This is a genomic window from Halostella limicola, assembly GCF_003675875.1.
GTDB classification, from domain to species: domain Archaea; phylum Halobacteriota; class Halobacteria; order Halobacteriales; family Natronoarchaeaceae; genus Halostella; species Halostella limicola.
Genome location: NZ_RCDI01000007.1, coordinates 139,128 through 153,260, shown reverse-complemented (window position 1 = coordinate 153,260; position 14,133 = coordinate 139,128). Strand labels below are relative to the sequence as shown.

Sequence of the window (14,133 nt, the reverse complement as noted above, 5' to 3'; positions counted from 1 at the left end):
TCGTTGCCCCCGCTTCGAGCTCTCGTTTCTCTTCCTCTGGCGTGCTCATGGCGTGTTCCCCTCGACCCAGTTGTACTCCATGACGAGCGTCTCCTCGTCGATGCGGTCGGACAGCTCGTCGACGACCTCGCCGCGGTCGAGGTCGCCGAACCGCTCCAGTTCGTACGGTTTGACGACGACCGGCGCGGACTCGCCGTTGGCGACGCGCTCCTGCAGCTTGGCGACGCCGTAGATGAGCGCTTCCGGTCGCGGCGGACACCCCGGGATCTGGATGTCGACCGGGATGACCTCCTCCGCGCCCTTCACGACGTTGTACCCCTTCTGGAACGGGCCGCCCGAGGCCGTGCAGTTGCCCATGCCGACGACGAACTTCGGCTCGGGCATCTGGTCGTAGACGCGCTTCATCCGGGGGGCGAACTTCGAGACGATCGTCCCCGGCACGATGATCACGTCGGCCTGTCGCGGCGAGGCGCGCGGGACGCCCGCGCCGAAGCGGTCCAGGTCGTGTTTCGTCGAGTAGCTGTGCATCATCTCCAGGCTACAGCAGGCGATGCCGAACTGGAGCATGAACATGGAGGACCCCCGCACCCAGTTCATGAACTTGTCGAACTTCGTGAGGATGAACGGCGACGAGCCGAACGCCTCACGCAGCCGCGAGTTGAACCGATTGCCCAGTCGGCTCCCTTCCGTGCTCGCTCCCCGTCCCGGCGACCGCTTCTCCATGTATTGCTCGTTAGAATCACTCATTGTCCCCACCCGAGGGTGTCGTGGCGTAAGTGGAGCAGAGAGAAGTATGTTAGGCCGTGTCATAGTACTGATAACCGCACGAGTGCAGTACGACGACGACATCTGGCAACCACTCGGAACCGACCTGGGATTCAGGCTTATCCGCGTCACGCGGGAACGTCCGACCATGACGGACGACCAGCCGGACGCCAGCGAGGTGACCGACCGCGCGAACGAGCGCCGGCGCGAGCGGGCGAAAAGCGCCGAGCGGATGTCGGCCGACCTGGGGGCCGACTTCTTCGACGAGTACAAGTATCCCGCGACGAGCGAGGAACTGGCGACGGAGTACGGCGACGAGGAGATCGACCTCGCCAACGAGACCGAGACGGTCGGCGACGTGTTCGACCGACTGGTCGACGAGCGCTTCGAGTCCGCCGACGAGGTCCGGGAGGCGGTGTACAACGAACTGACGGGCGAGGCCAGCGGCGCCGAGGAGTACAACGACGAGCGCGCGCTGTCGGGCCTCGACGACGAGGAAGCGGGTCGGTAGCTCGGGCGAACTGACCGGGCGTGCCGACGCGCCGCCGGAGCTACTCTGGATGGTCTCCGGAGTACTGCCAGCGGCCGTCACCCCGGTCGATACCGGGCAACTCCCGCAGGACGGGGGCGACCGCGTCGCGCCACCAGGTGCCCGCGGACGCCTCCACATCGGCGGCGTCGCGCGCGAGTTCTTGCAGTTCGTCCTCGGACGCGCCGCCGTGGCTCTGCAGGTGCTCGAACACCGCGGTGACGGCCTCGCGCTGTTGCGCGTCCACGTCCAGCGATTCGAACGCGTGCTTGACGCTGCCGTACGTCTCCTCACCGGTCGACGTGAACGCCCGCCGGCCGTCGCCGTCGTCGACCGCCCCGCCGCCGGCGTGGCGCCACGCGTCGCCGTCGCGCTCTATCTCGGGCAGTTCCGCGAGCGGGTCGCGGATCGCCTCCGCCCACCAGTCGTCCGCCGAGGCGTAGCCGAGGGGGTTCTCGCTGTACACCGCGTCGATCACCTCGGCCGACGACGCCGCGCCCCAGTGCCGCAGGAACGCGAACGCCTCCTCCAGGGCCTCCGCGTGGTCAGGCGCGAGGTCCATCTCGGCTATCGCCTCGCCGACCGCCGGCGGCGTGTCGACCCCGGCGTCCGCCGTGCCGTCGCCGGGCGAGGCGAGCAGTCGCTCGCCGCTGTCGGTGATCTCGTAGGTGCCCGTCGATTCGCGGACGAGGCCGCCCTCGACGAGGCCGTCGAGGCGGTCCGCCGTCTCGTCGTCGCTCAGTCCCACCGCGTCGGCGACGTCCGCGCGCCCGGCGGCGTTCTCGGCGAGGTAGTCGAGGATCGCTTCGTCCTCCTCGGTGATGGTCGGCGTGCTCATGCTTCCGGGCGCACCGTGAGGACGGGGGCGTCGGCCGTCCGGACGACTTTTTCGGTGACGCTGCCGAGCAGATAGCGCTCGACGCCGCTCCGACCGTGCGTCCCCATCACCACGAGGTCCACGTCGTTCTCCGCCGCGTAGTCCGCGATCGCCCGATGGGGCGGCCCGTACACGACCTCGCGCGTGACGGGCCCCACGCCGCGGTCGGCGGCGCGCTCCGCCACCTCTTCGACTGCCTCTTCCCCCACCTGCTCGTACTGGTCCGGGGTGGTGCCGGAGTAGGCGTCGGCGGCGAACACCGTCTCGTCGACGGCGAAGATCGCGTGGAGATCCGCGCCGTACGTCGACGCGATGTCGAACGCGTGTTCGCCCGCCGTCAGGGAGGCCTCGCTCCCGTCGGTCGGCAGTAGCACTCGGTCGTACATACTCGTCGGTCACGACGCCGGGTGTTAAACTTCGGGCGACGTTGCGCGAGTAAGGCGCGGTTCACCCCGACCTAGGGCGGTCTTAGTCAAGCGCCCGGCGCAAGCGCGTCGTCGTGTCCCGCGAAGGGCGGTACTATTCGGCGCAACGCCGGACAACCGACGGCAACGGTCGCGCCGGTTTATACCTCGCCGCCGACGTTGCATGGACATGGGACGCTATCCGCGCGCAGCACGGAATGCGAAGATGAAGTGCGTCGAGTGTAACGCTCCGATCGTCGAGACGGCCGGCGACGAGTACGTGTGTATCGACTGCGGCGAGTCGCCGATCGTCGGTCGAAGCTAGCGGACTACACGCAACGACGCACTCGAACGGCGCCGAGTTCCGTTCGATGTGCGAATCGCTTCACTTACTGCTCGAACAGCGCCGCGAGCGATTTCCGCAGCCCCGCCTGCAGGTGCTGGTGGAAGGTGGACGGCGACACGCCGAGCGACGCCGCCAGCTCCTCGCCGGTGCTCTCGCGGGGCCTGTCGAAGTAGCCGCCGAAGTACGCGGCTTCGAGCGCCGTCCGCTGTTTCTCGGTGACCTCGGCGTCCGCGGTCGCGCGGAACTCCTCGACCGACCGCTCGTCCCTCGTTACCGACCGCTGTGCGACGAGCCGAGTGTCAGGGAACGCCTCTCGGACCGTCTCGACGAGCGCCCGCACGTCTGCGTCCTGTGGGAGTTCAGTGACGAAGTGCATACTCGTTCCCTCGATACTCGCCGACCTGAGTCGCCCGCCGCGGCCCGAGAGCGCCCGGGTCACCGGCAGGTCCTCGGCGACGACCTCGAACAGTCCGTCGCGTACCCGCCGGACGTTCTCGACGGTGACGACGTCGCCGAACGCGGCGGTCAGGTCGGCCGCCTCGACGTCCGGATCGGTCGAGACGAAGATGACGACTCGGTCGCCCTTACCGGCGACGGTCCGAAGGACGGCCAGCTCGCGGCCGACGAGCGCGTTGCACTCGTCGATGGCGTCGTTCACGCGAAGCGTGACCTCCAGGCGCGCGTCGCTCATGATCATCCGCCGCTGTTCGAGCGCGTTGATCGCGTAACCGACGGTCTCGCCGAGTTCCGTCAGGACGCTGCGCTCGCGCTCGTCGAACAGTCCCGGCTGCTCGCCGCGGATCGCCAACGCCCCGTAAGGCGTGCCGTCGTAGACGATCGGTACGGCGGCGACGCCGTTCTTCACCTGCGACTCTCTCGTCCGCGCGGCCGCAGCGACCGGATCAGGGTTGTCGCTGTCGCCCGCCGACGCGGACGCGCGATCGATCTCGCTCAGCTCGATGCCCGCCCACGCGGTCGGCTGGAGACGGTCGGTTGCCGGGTCCCGCTCGCCGATCCAGGCGGAGCGGTACCGATCGGCGGCGGCCAGGTGCTCGCAGACGGCGGTCAGCATCGCGTCACGGTCCGCGGCCCCGACGAGGCTCCGGTTAATGTCGCGGATCACGCCGTTGATCCGGTTCAACCGCTCCAGCTCGTCGCGCTGGCGCTCGAGTTCTCGTTCCCGCTCCTTCCGCGGGGTGACGTCGCGGATGAACCCGGTGAACACCCGCTCTCCGCCGTGTTCCGACTCTCGGAACGCGATACTCAACTGGAGCTCGTGCCCGTCTCGGTGCTGGCCGGGGAACTCGAGGTAGTCCCAGTCCACAGTGCGCTCACCCGTCGACAGGTATCGCTCGAACGCGGCGACGTGGTCCGACTGGAGTCGTTCGGGCATCAGCGCGGTCACCGGTTCGCCGATCAGTTCCTCGGGCGCGTAGCCGAACAGCCGCTCGACCGCCGGGTTAGCGACCACCACGTCGCCGCTCTCGTCGACGCCGACGACGCCGTCCGACGTGTTCTCGACGACGGAGCGGAAGTACGTCTCCGCGCCGCTGACCGCGATGGGTTCGGCGACGGAAACGGCGCTATCGCCCTGCTCCGCTGACTTCGGCTCGCTCATCGCGTTTGACCATCTGTGTGGCATTCGGTTCCTCGGCACATACCCCACTCTTTGGGTGGAGGTCTTTTTGGAATCTGCGGCTTAACGATTTCACAGCTAGAAGTTTGAATGTAACTGGGGACGACTATATGATCTGTCGTACGAGGGGGGACGACTGCCGATGAGACGGAAATCCCTCTCCGCCGCGTCGGTCGCCGTCGTGGCCGACGGGGCGACCGCGGACGCCGTCGCCGACGCCGTCCGCGACACGGGCATCTCGATCGAGTTCTTCGAGACCGGCCGCGGCTCGCGCGGCCTCGATCCGGACGAGATCGACTGCCTCGTCTGCGCGGACGCGGCCGTTCTCGACGCGCTCCGCGAGCGCTTTCCCGACGTCGCTGCGGTCGTCTACGCGGCGGCGGAGGAGGCTGCCGTCGACGACGTGTTCGACGCCAGCGCCGAGTTCGTCGACCGGGAGAGCGCGGCGAGCGACCGTCTCCTCGTGCACGCGATCGAACGCGCGGTGCGGGGTGACGAGCGCCCGTCGGACGACGGTGCCGACGCCGAGGCGACGGCCGCGACGCGGAGCGAGGCGCACCTGCAGGCGCTCGCCGACGCCGCGTCCGACGCGATCGTCACGATCGACGCGAACAGCGAGATCCGGTACGTCAACCCGGCGGTCGAGGAGGTGTTCGGCTACGCGCCCGAGGAGCTGATCGGCGAATCGCTCTCCCTCCTCATGTCCGACGAGATGGCCGAGCGCCACCGCGAGGGGATGGACCGCTACCTCCGGTCGGGGGAGCGAGCGTTGAACTGGGACTACCTCGAACTCCCCGGCCGACGCCGCGACGGATCGACGATCGAACTCGGCGTCTCGTTCAGCGAGTTCCGGTACGACGGCGACCGGCTCTTCACGGGGATCATCCGCGACGTCACCGAGCAGGTCGAGCACCAGCGGGAACTCGCTGCCGTCGCGGAGGTGACGCAGGGGCTGTCGGCCGCCGAGACCCGGACAGAGATCTGCGAGGCGGTCGTCGACGCGGCCGAGGCGAAGTTCGACGCGCCCGCGGCGATGGTCGCCCTCTACGACGAGAGCGGCGGCGAACTCCGGCCGGTCGCGGAATCACCGGAGGGCGCGCTCTCCGACGAATTGCTCGGCGACTCGGTCGAGAACCCGCTCTGGGAGACGTTCGCCACGTACGAACCGACGGAGTTCGCGGTCGGCGAGGGATTCCGGGGGTTCTGCGTTCCGCTCGGCAAGCACGGCGTCGTCGTCTGGACGGCGACCGGCGACGACTTCACCCCCCGGGAGCGCGACACCGTCCGCATCCTCGCCGAGGGCGTCCGAGCAGCCCTCGACCGGGCGGACCGGGAGGAATCGCTGCGCGAACGGACCTCCGCGCTGGAGGCCCGGACCGCCTCGCTCGACCGAACGGCGGCGGTCGCCGACGTGCTCGGCGGCAGCGTCGACGTCGCCGTGAGCGCGGATTCCGAGCGCGAGGTCCTCCGCGGCGTCTGCGAGCGGATCACCGCTGCGGAGCCATTCGCGTTCGCCTGGGTCGGCGAGGACGACCCTGCCACCGAGGACGTGATCCCGACGGTCTCGGCCGGCGAGGGCGAGGGGTACCTGGAGCAGATATCGGTAACCGTCGACGAGAGCCCGCACGGGCAGGGTCCGGCCGGCCGAGCACTTCAGGAGGGGACGGTGCAGACGCAGAACGACGTACTCGGAGACCCTCCGTTCGATCCCTGGCGGCAGGCCGCGCTGGAACGCGAGTTCCGCTCGGTCATCGCCGTTCCGATCCGCGGCTACGACGTTCCCCGCCGCGTGCTGGTCGTCTACGCGACCGAACCGGACGCGTTCGGCGAGCGCGAGCGGCGGGCGTTCGGCGCGGTCGGCGACCTAACCGGGTACGCGCTCGGAAACGTCGAGCGCAGGCGCGCTATCGCAAGCGACTCGTCGACCGAACTGGAACTCAGGGTCGGCGACGACGTCCCGCCCGTCGCGCTCGCGGGCGCCGCCGGCACGGAGTTGGAGTTCGAGCGCGTCTGCCTCGATGACGACGGGGTCCGGACGATCGTGCTCGTGCCCGACGGTGCAGCGGACGACCTGCTCGCGGCCACGGACGACCGCGCGGACGTCCGCGGGTCGTCAGTCGTCGACCGGTCCGACGGCTCCGTCCGGATCGAGGTCGTCTTCGACGAGGACGGCTTCTTCGGCGAGCTGCTGGAACGGAACGCGCTCCCCCGCGACGGGACCACCGACGGCGACGGGCTTCGCCTCGTCGTCGAACTCCCGTCTCCGATCGACGTCGACTCGTTCGTCCGGTGGCTCCGGCAGCGGTACGACGCGGCGCCGGTCGCCCGCCGCGAACTCGACCGGCCGGTGCGGTCGAGGCGTCGGTTCCGGTCGATGGTGGAGTCGTCGCTCACCGACCGGCAGAACGAGGTGCTGGAGGCGGCGTTCTACGGTGGCTACTTCGACTGGCCCCGCGAGCGGACCGGGCAGGAGATCGCCGACACGCTCGGCGTCTCGCAGCCGACCGTCAACAGGCATCTGCGGGCCGCGGAGCGCAAACTCCTCACGCTCCTCTTCGACGAGGAGTGACCCCCGTGTTATGCATATAGCCCCGATCCGATCGGCTCCCGTATCACTGTAGCCACGGTACCCATGGGGCCGGATGTACTACGAAGGGATGGAACATGAGCGTGAACCTACCGACCACCGTCGAACGCAGTGCGGAAAACGAGTCCCTCCCGGAGACCGTCGTCTGGGCCGTCGCCGACGCCAAGGGCGTAGATCCCATGGACATCGACGTGCCCCTCTACGACAGTGTCGACCCGGACGCGCTGGAGCGCCTGTTCGGGGAGGACTCTCCGCAGTTCGACGCTCGGCTCACGTTCACGCTCGCGGACTGCGACGTCGTGATTCGCGGCGACCGCACCGTCGTCGTTCGACCCCCCAACGACGCGACGGCCGCCGCGACCGCGACCGCGGTCTCGCAGGACTGAGGCGGCGACGTCTCGTCCGGTTCCCCTGCCCCGCTTCCCCCGACGCCCTCCCACGGCACCCCAGTTCAGCGGCACCCCACTCCCGCGTTCCGGAACGCTTCCCCCTCGTCCCGGAACGCTTCCCCCTCGTCCCGGAACGCAATTCGACCGCGTCCCCGCCGTTGCGGCCCCTCCATCCCCCCACCTCCCTCCCCCCTCTCCCCCATCTCGGACGCTCTCCACGGTTGATCTCTCTTCGCGTACTCCTTCCCTGTGGCTTTCCGAGACCGGTTAGACATTCTACACTATTCAAACTCTCTACACATTCTGAACCCTCCACACGACGCGTACCCGATCGCTCCTCTCACTTGCTTTCACCTGCCGCCTCGACCGTCTCCCGGTATCCGAGCGTCGTTATCCGGTCCCCACGGTTTTCCCCCGCGCCGTCGTTGCTTCGGGCATGGAGGTCGAGACGCCGTCGTCCGCGGACGGGTCGTCGACGGCGACGTACGCGGCGCTCGCCGGCGGGATCGCTCTCTTGTTTCTCGCGCTCGCGCTCGCGGTGCCAGCCGCTGCGAACGCGCTGACCGTAATCGGGACGGCGCTTCTGGCCGGGATCGCCGCCCGTGCGCTCTGGTCGTCACTGTTGGCGGTGCGGTCGCCGACCCCGCCGGACCCACCGACGGAGTGGCCGTCAGTCAGCGTCGTCGTGACGGCGTACAACGAGGCGGACGCGCTCCGGGACTGCGTCGCGGCCTGCCGCGCGCTGGAGTACCCCGGCGAGGTGGAGACCGTCCTCTGCTACGAGTCCGCGTCGACCGACGGGACCGCTCGCGTCGCCGAGGGAGCCGCACGGCGACACGACCGCGTGACCGCCGTGCGCCGGAACGCTCCGCCGGGCGGAAAGGCGGCGGCGGTCAACCACGCGCTCGACCACGCTTCCGGCGAAGTCGTCGCCAGCATCGACGCGAACCAGCGTCCCGATCCGGCGATGCTCCGGCGCGGCGTCCGGTGGTTCCGCGACGCCGACGTTCGATGCGTGAAGGGGCGGTGTTACGGCACTAACGCGACAGACTCGCTCGTCGCGCTCCACGCGACCGTCGAGCGCCATCTCCTCGAACGCGCCGAGTTCTACGCCCGCGACGTGTTCGGCGGGTTCACGCTCTTTACCGGCGGGCAGGTGCTCTTCCGCGCGGGTCTCGTCGACGACCTCGGCCCGTTCGACGAATCGGTGCTCATCGAGGACGTGGACATGGCGTGTCGCGTCCACCAGGCGGGAGACGACGTGCGAGTCGACCCCGGCGTCGTCACGTACGAGAACAACCCCGCGACGCTCGACGCGTGGCTGAGCCAGCGCAAGCGCTGGGCGCGGGGCGCACTTCAGGTCGCCCGACGCCACACGCTAGCGATGCTCCGGTCGCCGCGTGTGTCGCCCGTGACGAAACTCGACGCCGCGTTCACGTTCGGCTACGTCCTGGTCGCGCCCCTGCTGATCCTCGCGCTGCCCGCGCTGTGGATCGCTGCTCCGCCGTTTCGGGACGCGCCGCTCGCCGCCGCGCTCCGCCTCTCCCCGGCCGCCGCGGGCCTCGTCGCCGCCGCGGTCGTCTTCGCGCTCGACTACGTGGCCGACCGCTCGCACGCCCATCGCGAGTACGCCGCGCCGCTCACGCTGTGGGCGTACGCGGCGCTCCAGTGCACCGTCGTCGTGACCGCCTTCCTCGACGAGTTCGTCCTCGACGCGCCGGTGACGTACGTGACGAGCAGCACCGAGGACGCGGGAGCGAGCTCGGACGATTAGTCGCCTTCTTCCGACCGCCATTCTGTAGTCCGGGGAGCGTCCCCTCCCTCGCCGTATGGAAGTTGAGGTCGGCCGTCACAATGCATGATGTGGGATTCCAGCGATTTCATTTAGAAGACTCACGACTAGCACAATTGCTCGATAAATCCTCATATCTGAATGATAGGACGTACGCGCTCCTATCGAGGAGGGATTGCCTGTTCTGTCACTATGTGATCAAACCGCTGTAGGCGCTATTTCGGATATCGAGTCACCGGAACCTGTAGGCGACGATATCTATATGGACAGGATACATACTCTTAACGGAGAGTAGCCATACTGGACAGTATGAGCAGTGAGACCGACGACGAAGACATCCTCGCCCACGTACTTCTTCCCGTCGCTCACGAAGCTGATGCGTTGGCGACGGCGACTGCCCTGGAACCTTACGGGCCGACTCATGTGACCGCCCTCCACGTTGTAGAGAAGGGCGGCGGCGTGCCAGACAAGACGCCGGTCGAGCAATCCGAGGACCTAGCCGCAGAATCGTACGCCGCCGTCCAGTCCGTATTCCCCGATGCCGACGTACACACCGCCTACGGGCGGGACGTGGCTGCTGAGATTTTCAACGCCGCTGACGAGGTCGGCGCCAGCGCCATCGCTTACCGTTCCCGCGGGGGGAATAGACTTATGAAGTTTCTGTCTGGCGACATTTCGGTGAAACTGGTGACCAAGGCGAACCGCCCCGTCATCGCCCTTCCTCGTGAGGACGAGGTATGAGTGAGGAAGATCTCGCCAAGGACCTCGGACCACTCGCGGCTCTGACGATCGGTGTTGGGACGATGATTGGTGCGGGCATCTTCGTCCTGCCGGGCGAGGCTATCCTCAAGGCCGGGTCGCTGGCGTCCGTGGCATTCGTTTTGGGGGGCGTCATCGCCATGTTCACGGCGCTGTCGGCCAGCGAACTCGGCACTGCGATGCCCCGCTCGGGCGGGGCCTACTACTACGTCAACCACGCGCTGGGGCCGATGTTAGGGTCGGTCGCCGGCTGGGCCAACTGGCTCGGACTGGCCTTCGCCAGCGCCTTCTACATGGTCGGATTTGGCCGGTACATCGCCCGCATCTTCGGTCTCTCCGGTACTGTCGGCGTCGGGTCGCTATCGATCACCGTGGTGAAGCTGATCGCGCTCGTCGGTGGCGCCTTCTTCGTTCTCGTCAACTACGTCGGCGCGAAGGAGACGGGCCGACTCCAGAACATCATCGTCGTTCTGTTGGTAGGTATCCTCACCGTGTTCACGTTCCTGGGGACGCTCCGAGCCGAACCGTCGAATCTCCCGGCTGCTACTGATGTCGTCACCACTCTGGAGACCACGGGGCTCATCTTCGTCTCCTATCTCGGCTTCGTCCAGATAACGAGTGTGGCCGAGGAAATCAAGGACCCCGGTAAGAACCTCCCACGCGCGGTGATCGGCAGTGTTGTCATCGTGACAGTCGTTTACGCCCTCGTCTTGGTAATCATGAGCGCGGCCGTTCCCCCGGGGTTCATCGCAGACATCATCAGCTCTGACGCCGAGAACCCCATCGCCGTCGTTGAAGTGGGAGACTACATTCAAGGAGCCGCGATGGGCGGTGCCCTGCTGTTCGGTGGCCTCCTTGCGACCGCCTCAAGTGCGAACGCCTCCATCCTTGCTTCCTCGCGTATCAACTTCGCCATGGGTCGTGACCGCATCGTCACACCGGCGCTCAACGAGATCCATCAGAGGTTTGGAACCCCCTATCGGGCTATCGGCATCACCGGCGGGCTCATTCTCCTGTTTATCATCATCGGCGATCTGACGCTACTGTCCGGGGCAGCCTCGGGACTGCATCTCATCATCTACGGCCTGTTGAACTTGGCACTTATCGTGATGCGCTACGTCGGACCCGAGGAGTACACCCCAGATTTCGTCGTCCCGTTGTATCCGCTGTTGCCGATACTGGGTGTCGTTTTTTCCTTTGCACTGCTGGTCTTTGTCGCCAGTGATGCACTCATACTTTCGTTCGGCATCGCGGTGGCGGCGATACTGTGGTATTTCCTCTATGCTCGTACTCGAACCGAGAAACAGGGAATCCTCTCGAAGCATATCATCTCACGCTCACGGGAAATGCCTGACGCAGCCGTCAGCGCTGCCACGAGCGTCCAACCAGATGGCGGGCAGTTCCGTGTGATGGTGCCACTGGCCAATCCCGCACACGAGCAGGAACTCATCACGCTCGCCAGTGCTATCGCCAAACAACGGGGTGGGACAGTGGTCGCCACCCATATCGTGACGGTGCCTGACCAGACGGCACTAGCGGCTGCCGCCGAACGATCCGACGATATCGACGATAGTTCACAGCACCTGCTTGACAATGCCCGTGAGGACGCTGAAACGTTCGGCGTCGACGTCGAGACGCACACCATCCTGTCGCACAAATCCTACGAGGCGATCTTCGATGCCGCTCGAACCCACACCGCCGACCTCGTCGTTATGGGCTGGGGGCCTGACTCGCATGGCTCTCCTGGACGGGCGGAGTCTGCGATCGACGAGCTCACCGAGGCCGTCCCCTGTGATTTCCTGATTCTGCGCGACCGTGGATTCGATCCCTCGCGCATACTGCTCCCGACGGCCGGTGGCCCGGATTCGGAGCTGTCGGCCACCATCGCAAAATACCTCCAAGCGGAGTTCGACGCCGAGGTGACCTTACTCAACGTCGCTGCAGACCGCGAGGCAGGCGAGCAGTTCCTCACAGAGTGGGCGATAGACAACGAATTAGAGGACGCTGATTTGCTCGTCAAAACCGGAGACGTAGAGTCAGCGATCCGGAACGCTGCGGACGATTCGACGCTTCTGCTTCTCGGTGCGACAGAAGAGGGGCTCCTCCGCAGACTCGTCACCGGGTCGCTCGTACTGGACGTTATCGACGATGTGGAGTGTTCGGTCCTGCTCGCAGAGAAACACCGCGACCGTGGATTGATTGAACGGTTATTCTAGGCTTGACACTCTCATACCGTAAAAAGTAGTTCAGGTCCACGATTGCGGGACTTCTCTGTCTCAGTCGACGAGGTCTGGTAGCCCTCACGTCATGCGGCTGGACCGCTATCGCATTCCCTGAGGACGGCTGACGTGTCTTCCATGGCACCGACCACCGTGTCTCGACGCGACGTGTTCCGGTCAATTGCGCCACCGCAGTATCTCGATTGACCCGTGTACGATGCGACGCCGCTGTATAAGTGAAGCTCACTCGACGGTCTGGAATCGGATATCTGGACAGTCTCACAGATCGAGATGGATACGCTCTTTCGCGTCTTCATCCTGAAAGCATGCCACGGGTGGGAGCATGAAACAGCGTTGATCGGGTATCTCAAGCGTCACCCAGCACTTCACTGGTTCGTCGTCACCCTCCCCATTTTAAGATCTGCTAATTCTGGTGTAGTCTCAACTTCAGTCGGCATGGGTTTTATATAGCGATTAATGATATACAGGACGCTTCTTACCGTACAACCGGCCGCAGTACGACGGTTTCACCGGAACTCCGGTGTCCGGAGGCCACTCACGTTTAGAGCAATAAACAGCAGTACATTCTAGTGGGTCGACGTCGTCGGGTCGGCGTAGACGATGGACCCGACTCAGGACGACGCTACCCCGGGGGCTGACGGCGCGAAGATCCCGATCGACGCGCCCCTCGAAGACTTCCTCGACGACAAGGCGACCGCGCTCCACGAGGACGGATCTCGCTCCGGCGCCTATGCCGCGCAGCTGGAGCGCGTCCTCCCGCTCTGGATAGACTGGCTGGACGAGCGCGGGGTCGACCATCTGGCAGCGCTCGACGAGCGGACCCTCGCGCGCTGGGTGCGGCGCTACCTCGACCAGCGCGTCAAGGCGAACGAGGCCGACGGGGACGATGGGATCACCCGCGCGACCGCGTGGACGTACTTCAACGCCGTCCGGGCGTACCTCGGCTGGTGCGAGACGTGGGGATACGTCGACCAGAACCCCGCCGAGGACCCGATGCCGCTCGAAGCGATGCCGGACCGACCTTCGAACTCGTCTGGCGACCGGCAGTTCTGGAGCCCGGAACAGCGCCGGACGTTGCTCCGGTACGTGGACGACCGCGCGCGCGAGGCGATCGACGAGGACGGGACCGACGCGCTCGCGCCCGTCCGCGACTGGGCGCTGGCGTACCTGATCGGCTACTCCGGCGTCCGCGGGGCCGAGGTGCTGTCCCGCAGCGACGACGACCGCGAGGGTCGCAACGGCGCGACGTGGGACGACCTCGACCTGGACGCCGGCACCATCGACGTACTGGGGAAGAGCCAGCACGACGAGCAGGCGCCGCTCACGGACAAGCCGGTGCCTGCGCTGCGGCACTGGCACGACGCCCTCGACCCGGCGGACGACTGGCCGCTGTTCCCGACGTTTCACCGGCCGAGCCTCTGGGGGTCCGTTCGCGAGGATCTCCGCGAGCGCGGACGCGCGGAGGACGAAGTTGACGAGATGCTGGCCCCGTTCGATGACCCGCTTGACGCGATACGGGAATACGACTGTACGCCCCCGGCGCTGACCACGTCCGGCGGTAGACGGCTGTTCAGGCGACTGAGCGTCGCCGCGGACGTGGACACCAGCGACGACCCCAAGGACTACCTGACGCTACACGGTGGCCGTCGTGGCGCCGGCGAGATGTACTACCGCGAGGCCGGGCATTCGGCGGCCCAGCGGGCGCTTCGCCACGCCGACCCGTCGACGACCTCGGAGATGTACTCCCACATCGAGGCGAGCGAACTGTCCGATATCGGTTCGGAGGTCTTCGACGGCGAGTAACGCGGT

General features: G+C 66.7%; 12 protein-coding genes. 8 read left to right on the top strand and 4 right to left on the bottom strand.

Going from position 1 to position 14,133, the window contains the following annotated elements:
* Positions 1-45: 45 nt before the first annotated feature.
* The gene (locus D8670_RS19830) at positions 46-723 is read right to left on the bottom strand and encodes an NADH-quinone oxidoreductase subunit B (RefSeq protein ID WP_233752287.1); all 678 of its coding nucleotides are present in this window, start codon (positions 721-723) and stop codon (positions 46-48) included.
* A 190-nt stretch (positions 724-913) separates the two neighbouring features.
* On the opposite strand from D8670_RS19830, the gene D8670_RS19825 reads away from it, so the two are divergent.
* The gene (locus D8670_RS19825) at positions 914-1,276 is read left to right on the top strand and encodes a DUF5789 family protein (protein ID WP_121819727.1); all 363 of its coding nucleotides are present in this window, start codon (positions 914-916) and stop codon (positions 1,274-1,276) included.
* A 40-nt stretch (positions 1,277-1,316) separates the two neighbouring features.
* Here D8670_RS19825 and D8670_RS19820 read toward each other — a convergent pair whose 3' ends face one another.
* Positions 1,317-2,132: a helix-turn-helix domain-containing protein gene (locus D8670_RS19820; protein WP_121819726.1), complete on the bottom strand. Its 816-nt coding sequence runs from the start codon at positions 2,130-2,132 to the stop codon at positions 1,317-1,319.
* Entirely contained in the window at positions 2,129-2,557 is a 429-nt protein-coding gene (locus D8670_RS19815) for a universal stress protein (RefSeq protein ID WP_121819725.1), read from the bottom strand. Before D8670_RS19815 ends, D8670_RS19820 begins: the two co-directional genes overlap by 4 nt.
* 208 nt (positions 2,558-2,765) lie before the next feature.
* Here D8670_RS19815 and D8670_RS21705 point away from each other — a divergent pair, with 208 nt between their 5' ends.
* Positions 2,766-2,900, top strand: coding sequence for a hypothetical protein (locus D8670_RS21705; protein ID WP_255459104.1), 135 nt, complete (start codon positions 2,766-2,768; stop codon positions 2,898-2,900).
* A 64-nt stretch (positions 2,901-2,964) separates the two neighbouring features.
* Here the strand turns inward: D8670_RS21705 and D8670_RS19810 are convergent, their stop codons facing one another.
* Positions 2,965-4,539 (bottom strand): PAS domain S-box protein, encoded by a 1,575-nt coding sequence (locus D8670_RS19810; protein ID WP_162994374.1) that lies wholly within the window; start codon positions 4,537-4,539, stop codon positions 2,965-2,967.
* A 160-nt stretch (positions 4,540-4,699) separates the two neighbouring features.
* On the opposite strand from D8670_RS19810, the gene D8670_RS19805 reads away from it, so the two are divergent.
* The 6 genes from D8670_RS19805 to D8670_RS19775 all read left to right on the top strand — a co-directional run bounded on the left by D8670_RS19805 (position 4,700) and on the right by D8670_RS19775 (position 14,127).
* Entirely contained in the window at positions 4,700-7,126 is a 2,427-nt protein-coding gene (locus tag D8670_RS19805; protein ID WP_121819723.1) for a PAS domain S-box protein, read from the top strand.
* Between the two features lie 95 nt (positions 7,127-7,221).
* Entirely contained in the window at positions 7,222-7,530 is a 309-nt protein-coding gene (locus D8670_RS19800) for a HalOD1 output domain-containing protein (RefSeq protein WP_121819722.1), read from the top strand.
* Positions 7,531-7,969: 439 nt separating this feature from the next.
* Positions 7,970-9,307, top strand: coding sequence for a glycosyltransferase family 2 protein (locus D8670_RS19795; protein ID WP_121819844.1), 1,338 nt, complete (start codon positions 7,970-7,972; stop codon positions 9,305-9,307).
* 327 nt (positions 9,308-9,634) lie between these two features.
* A complete protein-coding gene (locus tag D8670_RS19790; RefSeq protein ID WP_121819843.1) occupies positions 9,635-10,066 on the top strand; it encodes a universal stress protein in 432 nt (143 codons plus the stop codon).
* On the top strand, positions 10,063-12,300 hold the full coding sequence (locus tag D8670_RS19785) for an amino acid permease (RefSeq protein WP_121819842.1): 2,238 nt from the start codon (positions 10,063-10,065) through the stop codon (positions 12,298-12,300). The genes D8670_RS19790 and D8670_RS19785 overlap by 4 nt, the downstream gene beginning before the upstream one ends.
* Positions 12,301-12,924: 624 nt before the next feature.
* On the top strand, positions 12,925-14,127 hold the full coding sequence (locus D8670_RS19775) for a tyrosine-type recombinase/integrase (RefSeq protein ID WP_121819840.1): 1,203 nt from the start codon (positions 12,925-12,927) through the stop codon (positions 14,125-14,127).
* The last annotated feature ends 6 nt before the right edge of the window (positions 14,128-14,133 follow it).

What these genes read in the sequence shown, in the direction of transcription:
- D8670_RS19815 (WP_121819725.1), bottom strand. Translation starts at nt 2,557, where the DNA reads ATGTACGACCGAGTGCTACTGCCGACCGACGGGAGCGAGGCCTCCCTG.
- D8670_RS19785 (WP_121819842.1), top strand. Translation starts at nt 10,063, where the DNA reads ATGAGTGAGGAAGATCTCGCCAAGGACCTCGGACCACTCGCGGCTCTG.
- D8670_RS21705 (WP_255459104.1), top strand. Translation starts at nt 2,766, where the DNA reads ATGGGACGCTATCCGCGCGCAGCACGGAATGCGAAGATGAAGTGCGTC.
- D8670_RS19775 (WP_121819840.1), top strand. Translation starts at nt 12,925, where the DNA reads ATGGACCCGACTCAGGACGACGCTACCCCGGGGGCTGACGGCGCGAAG.
- D8670_RS19790 (WP_121819843.1), top strand. Translation starts at nt 9,635, where the DNA reads ATGAGCAGTGAGACCGACGACGAAGACATCCTCGCCCACGTACTTCTT.
- D8670_RS19805 (WP_121819723.1), top strand. Translation starts at nt 4,700, where the DNA reads ATGAGACGGAAATCCCTCTCCGCCGCGTCGGTCGCCGTCGTGGCCGAC.
- D8670_RS19820 (WP_121819726.1), bottom strand. Translation starts at nt 2,132, where the DNA reads ATGAGCACGCCGACCATCACCGAGGAGGACGAAGCGATCCTCGACTAC.
- D8670_RS19810 (WP_162994374.1), bottom strand. Translation starts at nt 4,539, where the DNA reads ATGAGCGAGCCGAAGTCAGCGGAGCAGGGCGATAGCGCCGTTTCCGTC.
- D8670_RS19830 (WP_233752287.1), bottom strand. Translation starts at nt 723, where the DNA reads ATGGAGAAGCGGTCGCCGGGACGGGGAGCGAGCACGGAAGGGAGCCGA.
- D8670_RS19795 (WP_121819844.1), top strand. Translation starts at nt 7,970, where the DNA reads ATGGAGGTCGAGACGCCGTCGTCCGCGGACGGGTCGTCGACGGCGACG.
- D8670_RS19800 (WP_121819722.1), top strand. Translation starts at nt 7,222, where the DNA reads ATGAGCGTGAACCTACCGACCACCGTCGAACGCAGTGCGGAAAACGAG.
- D8670_RS19825 (WP_121819727.1), top strand. Translation starts at nt 914, where the DNA reads ATGACGGACGACCAGCCGGACGCCAGCGAGGTGACCGACCGCGCGAAC.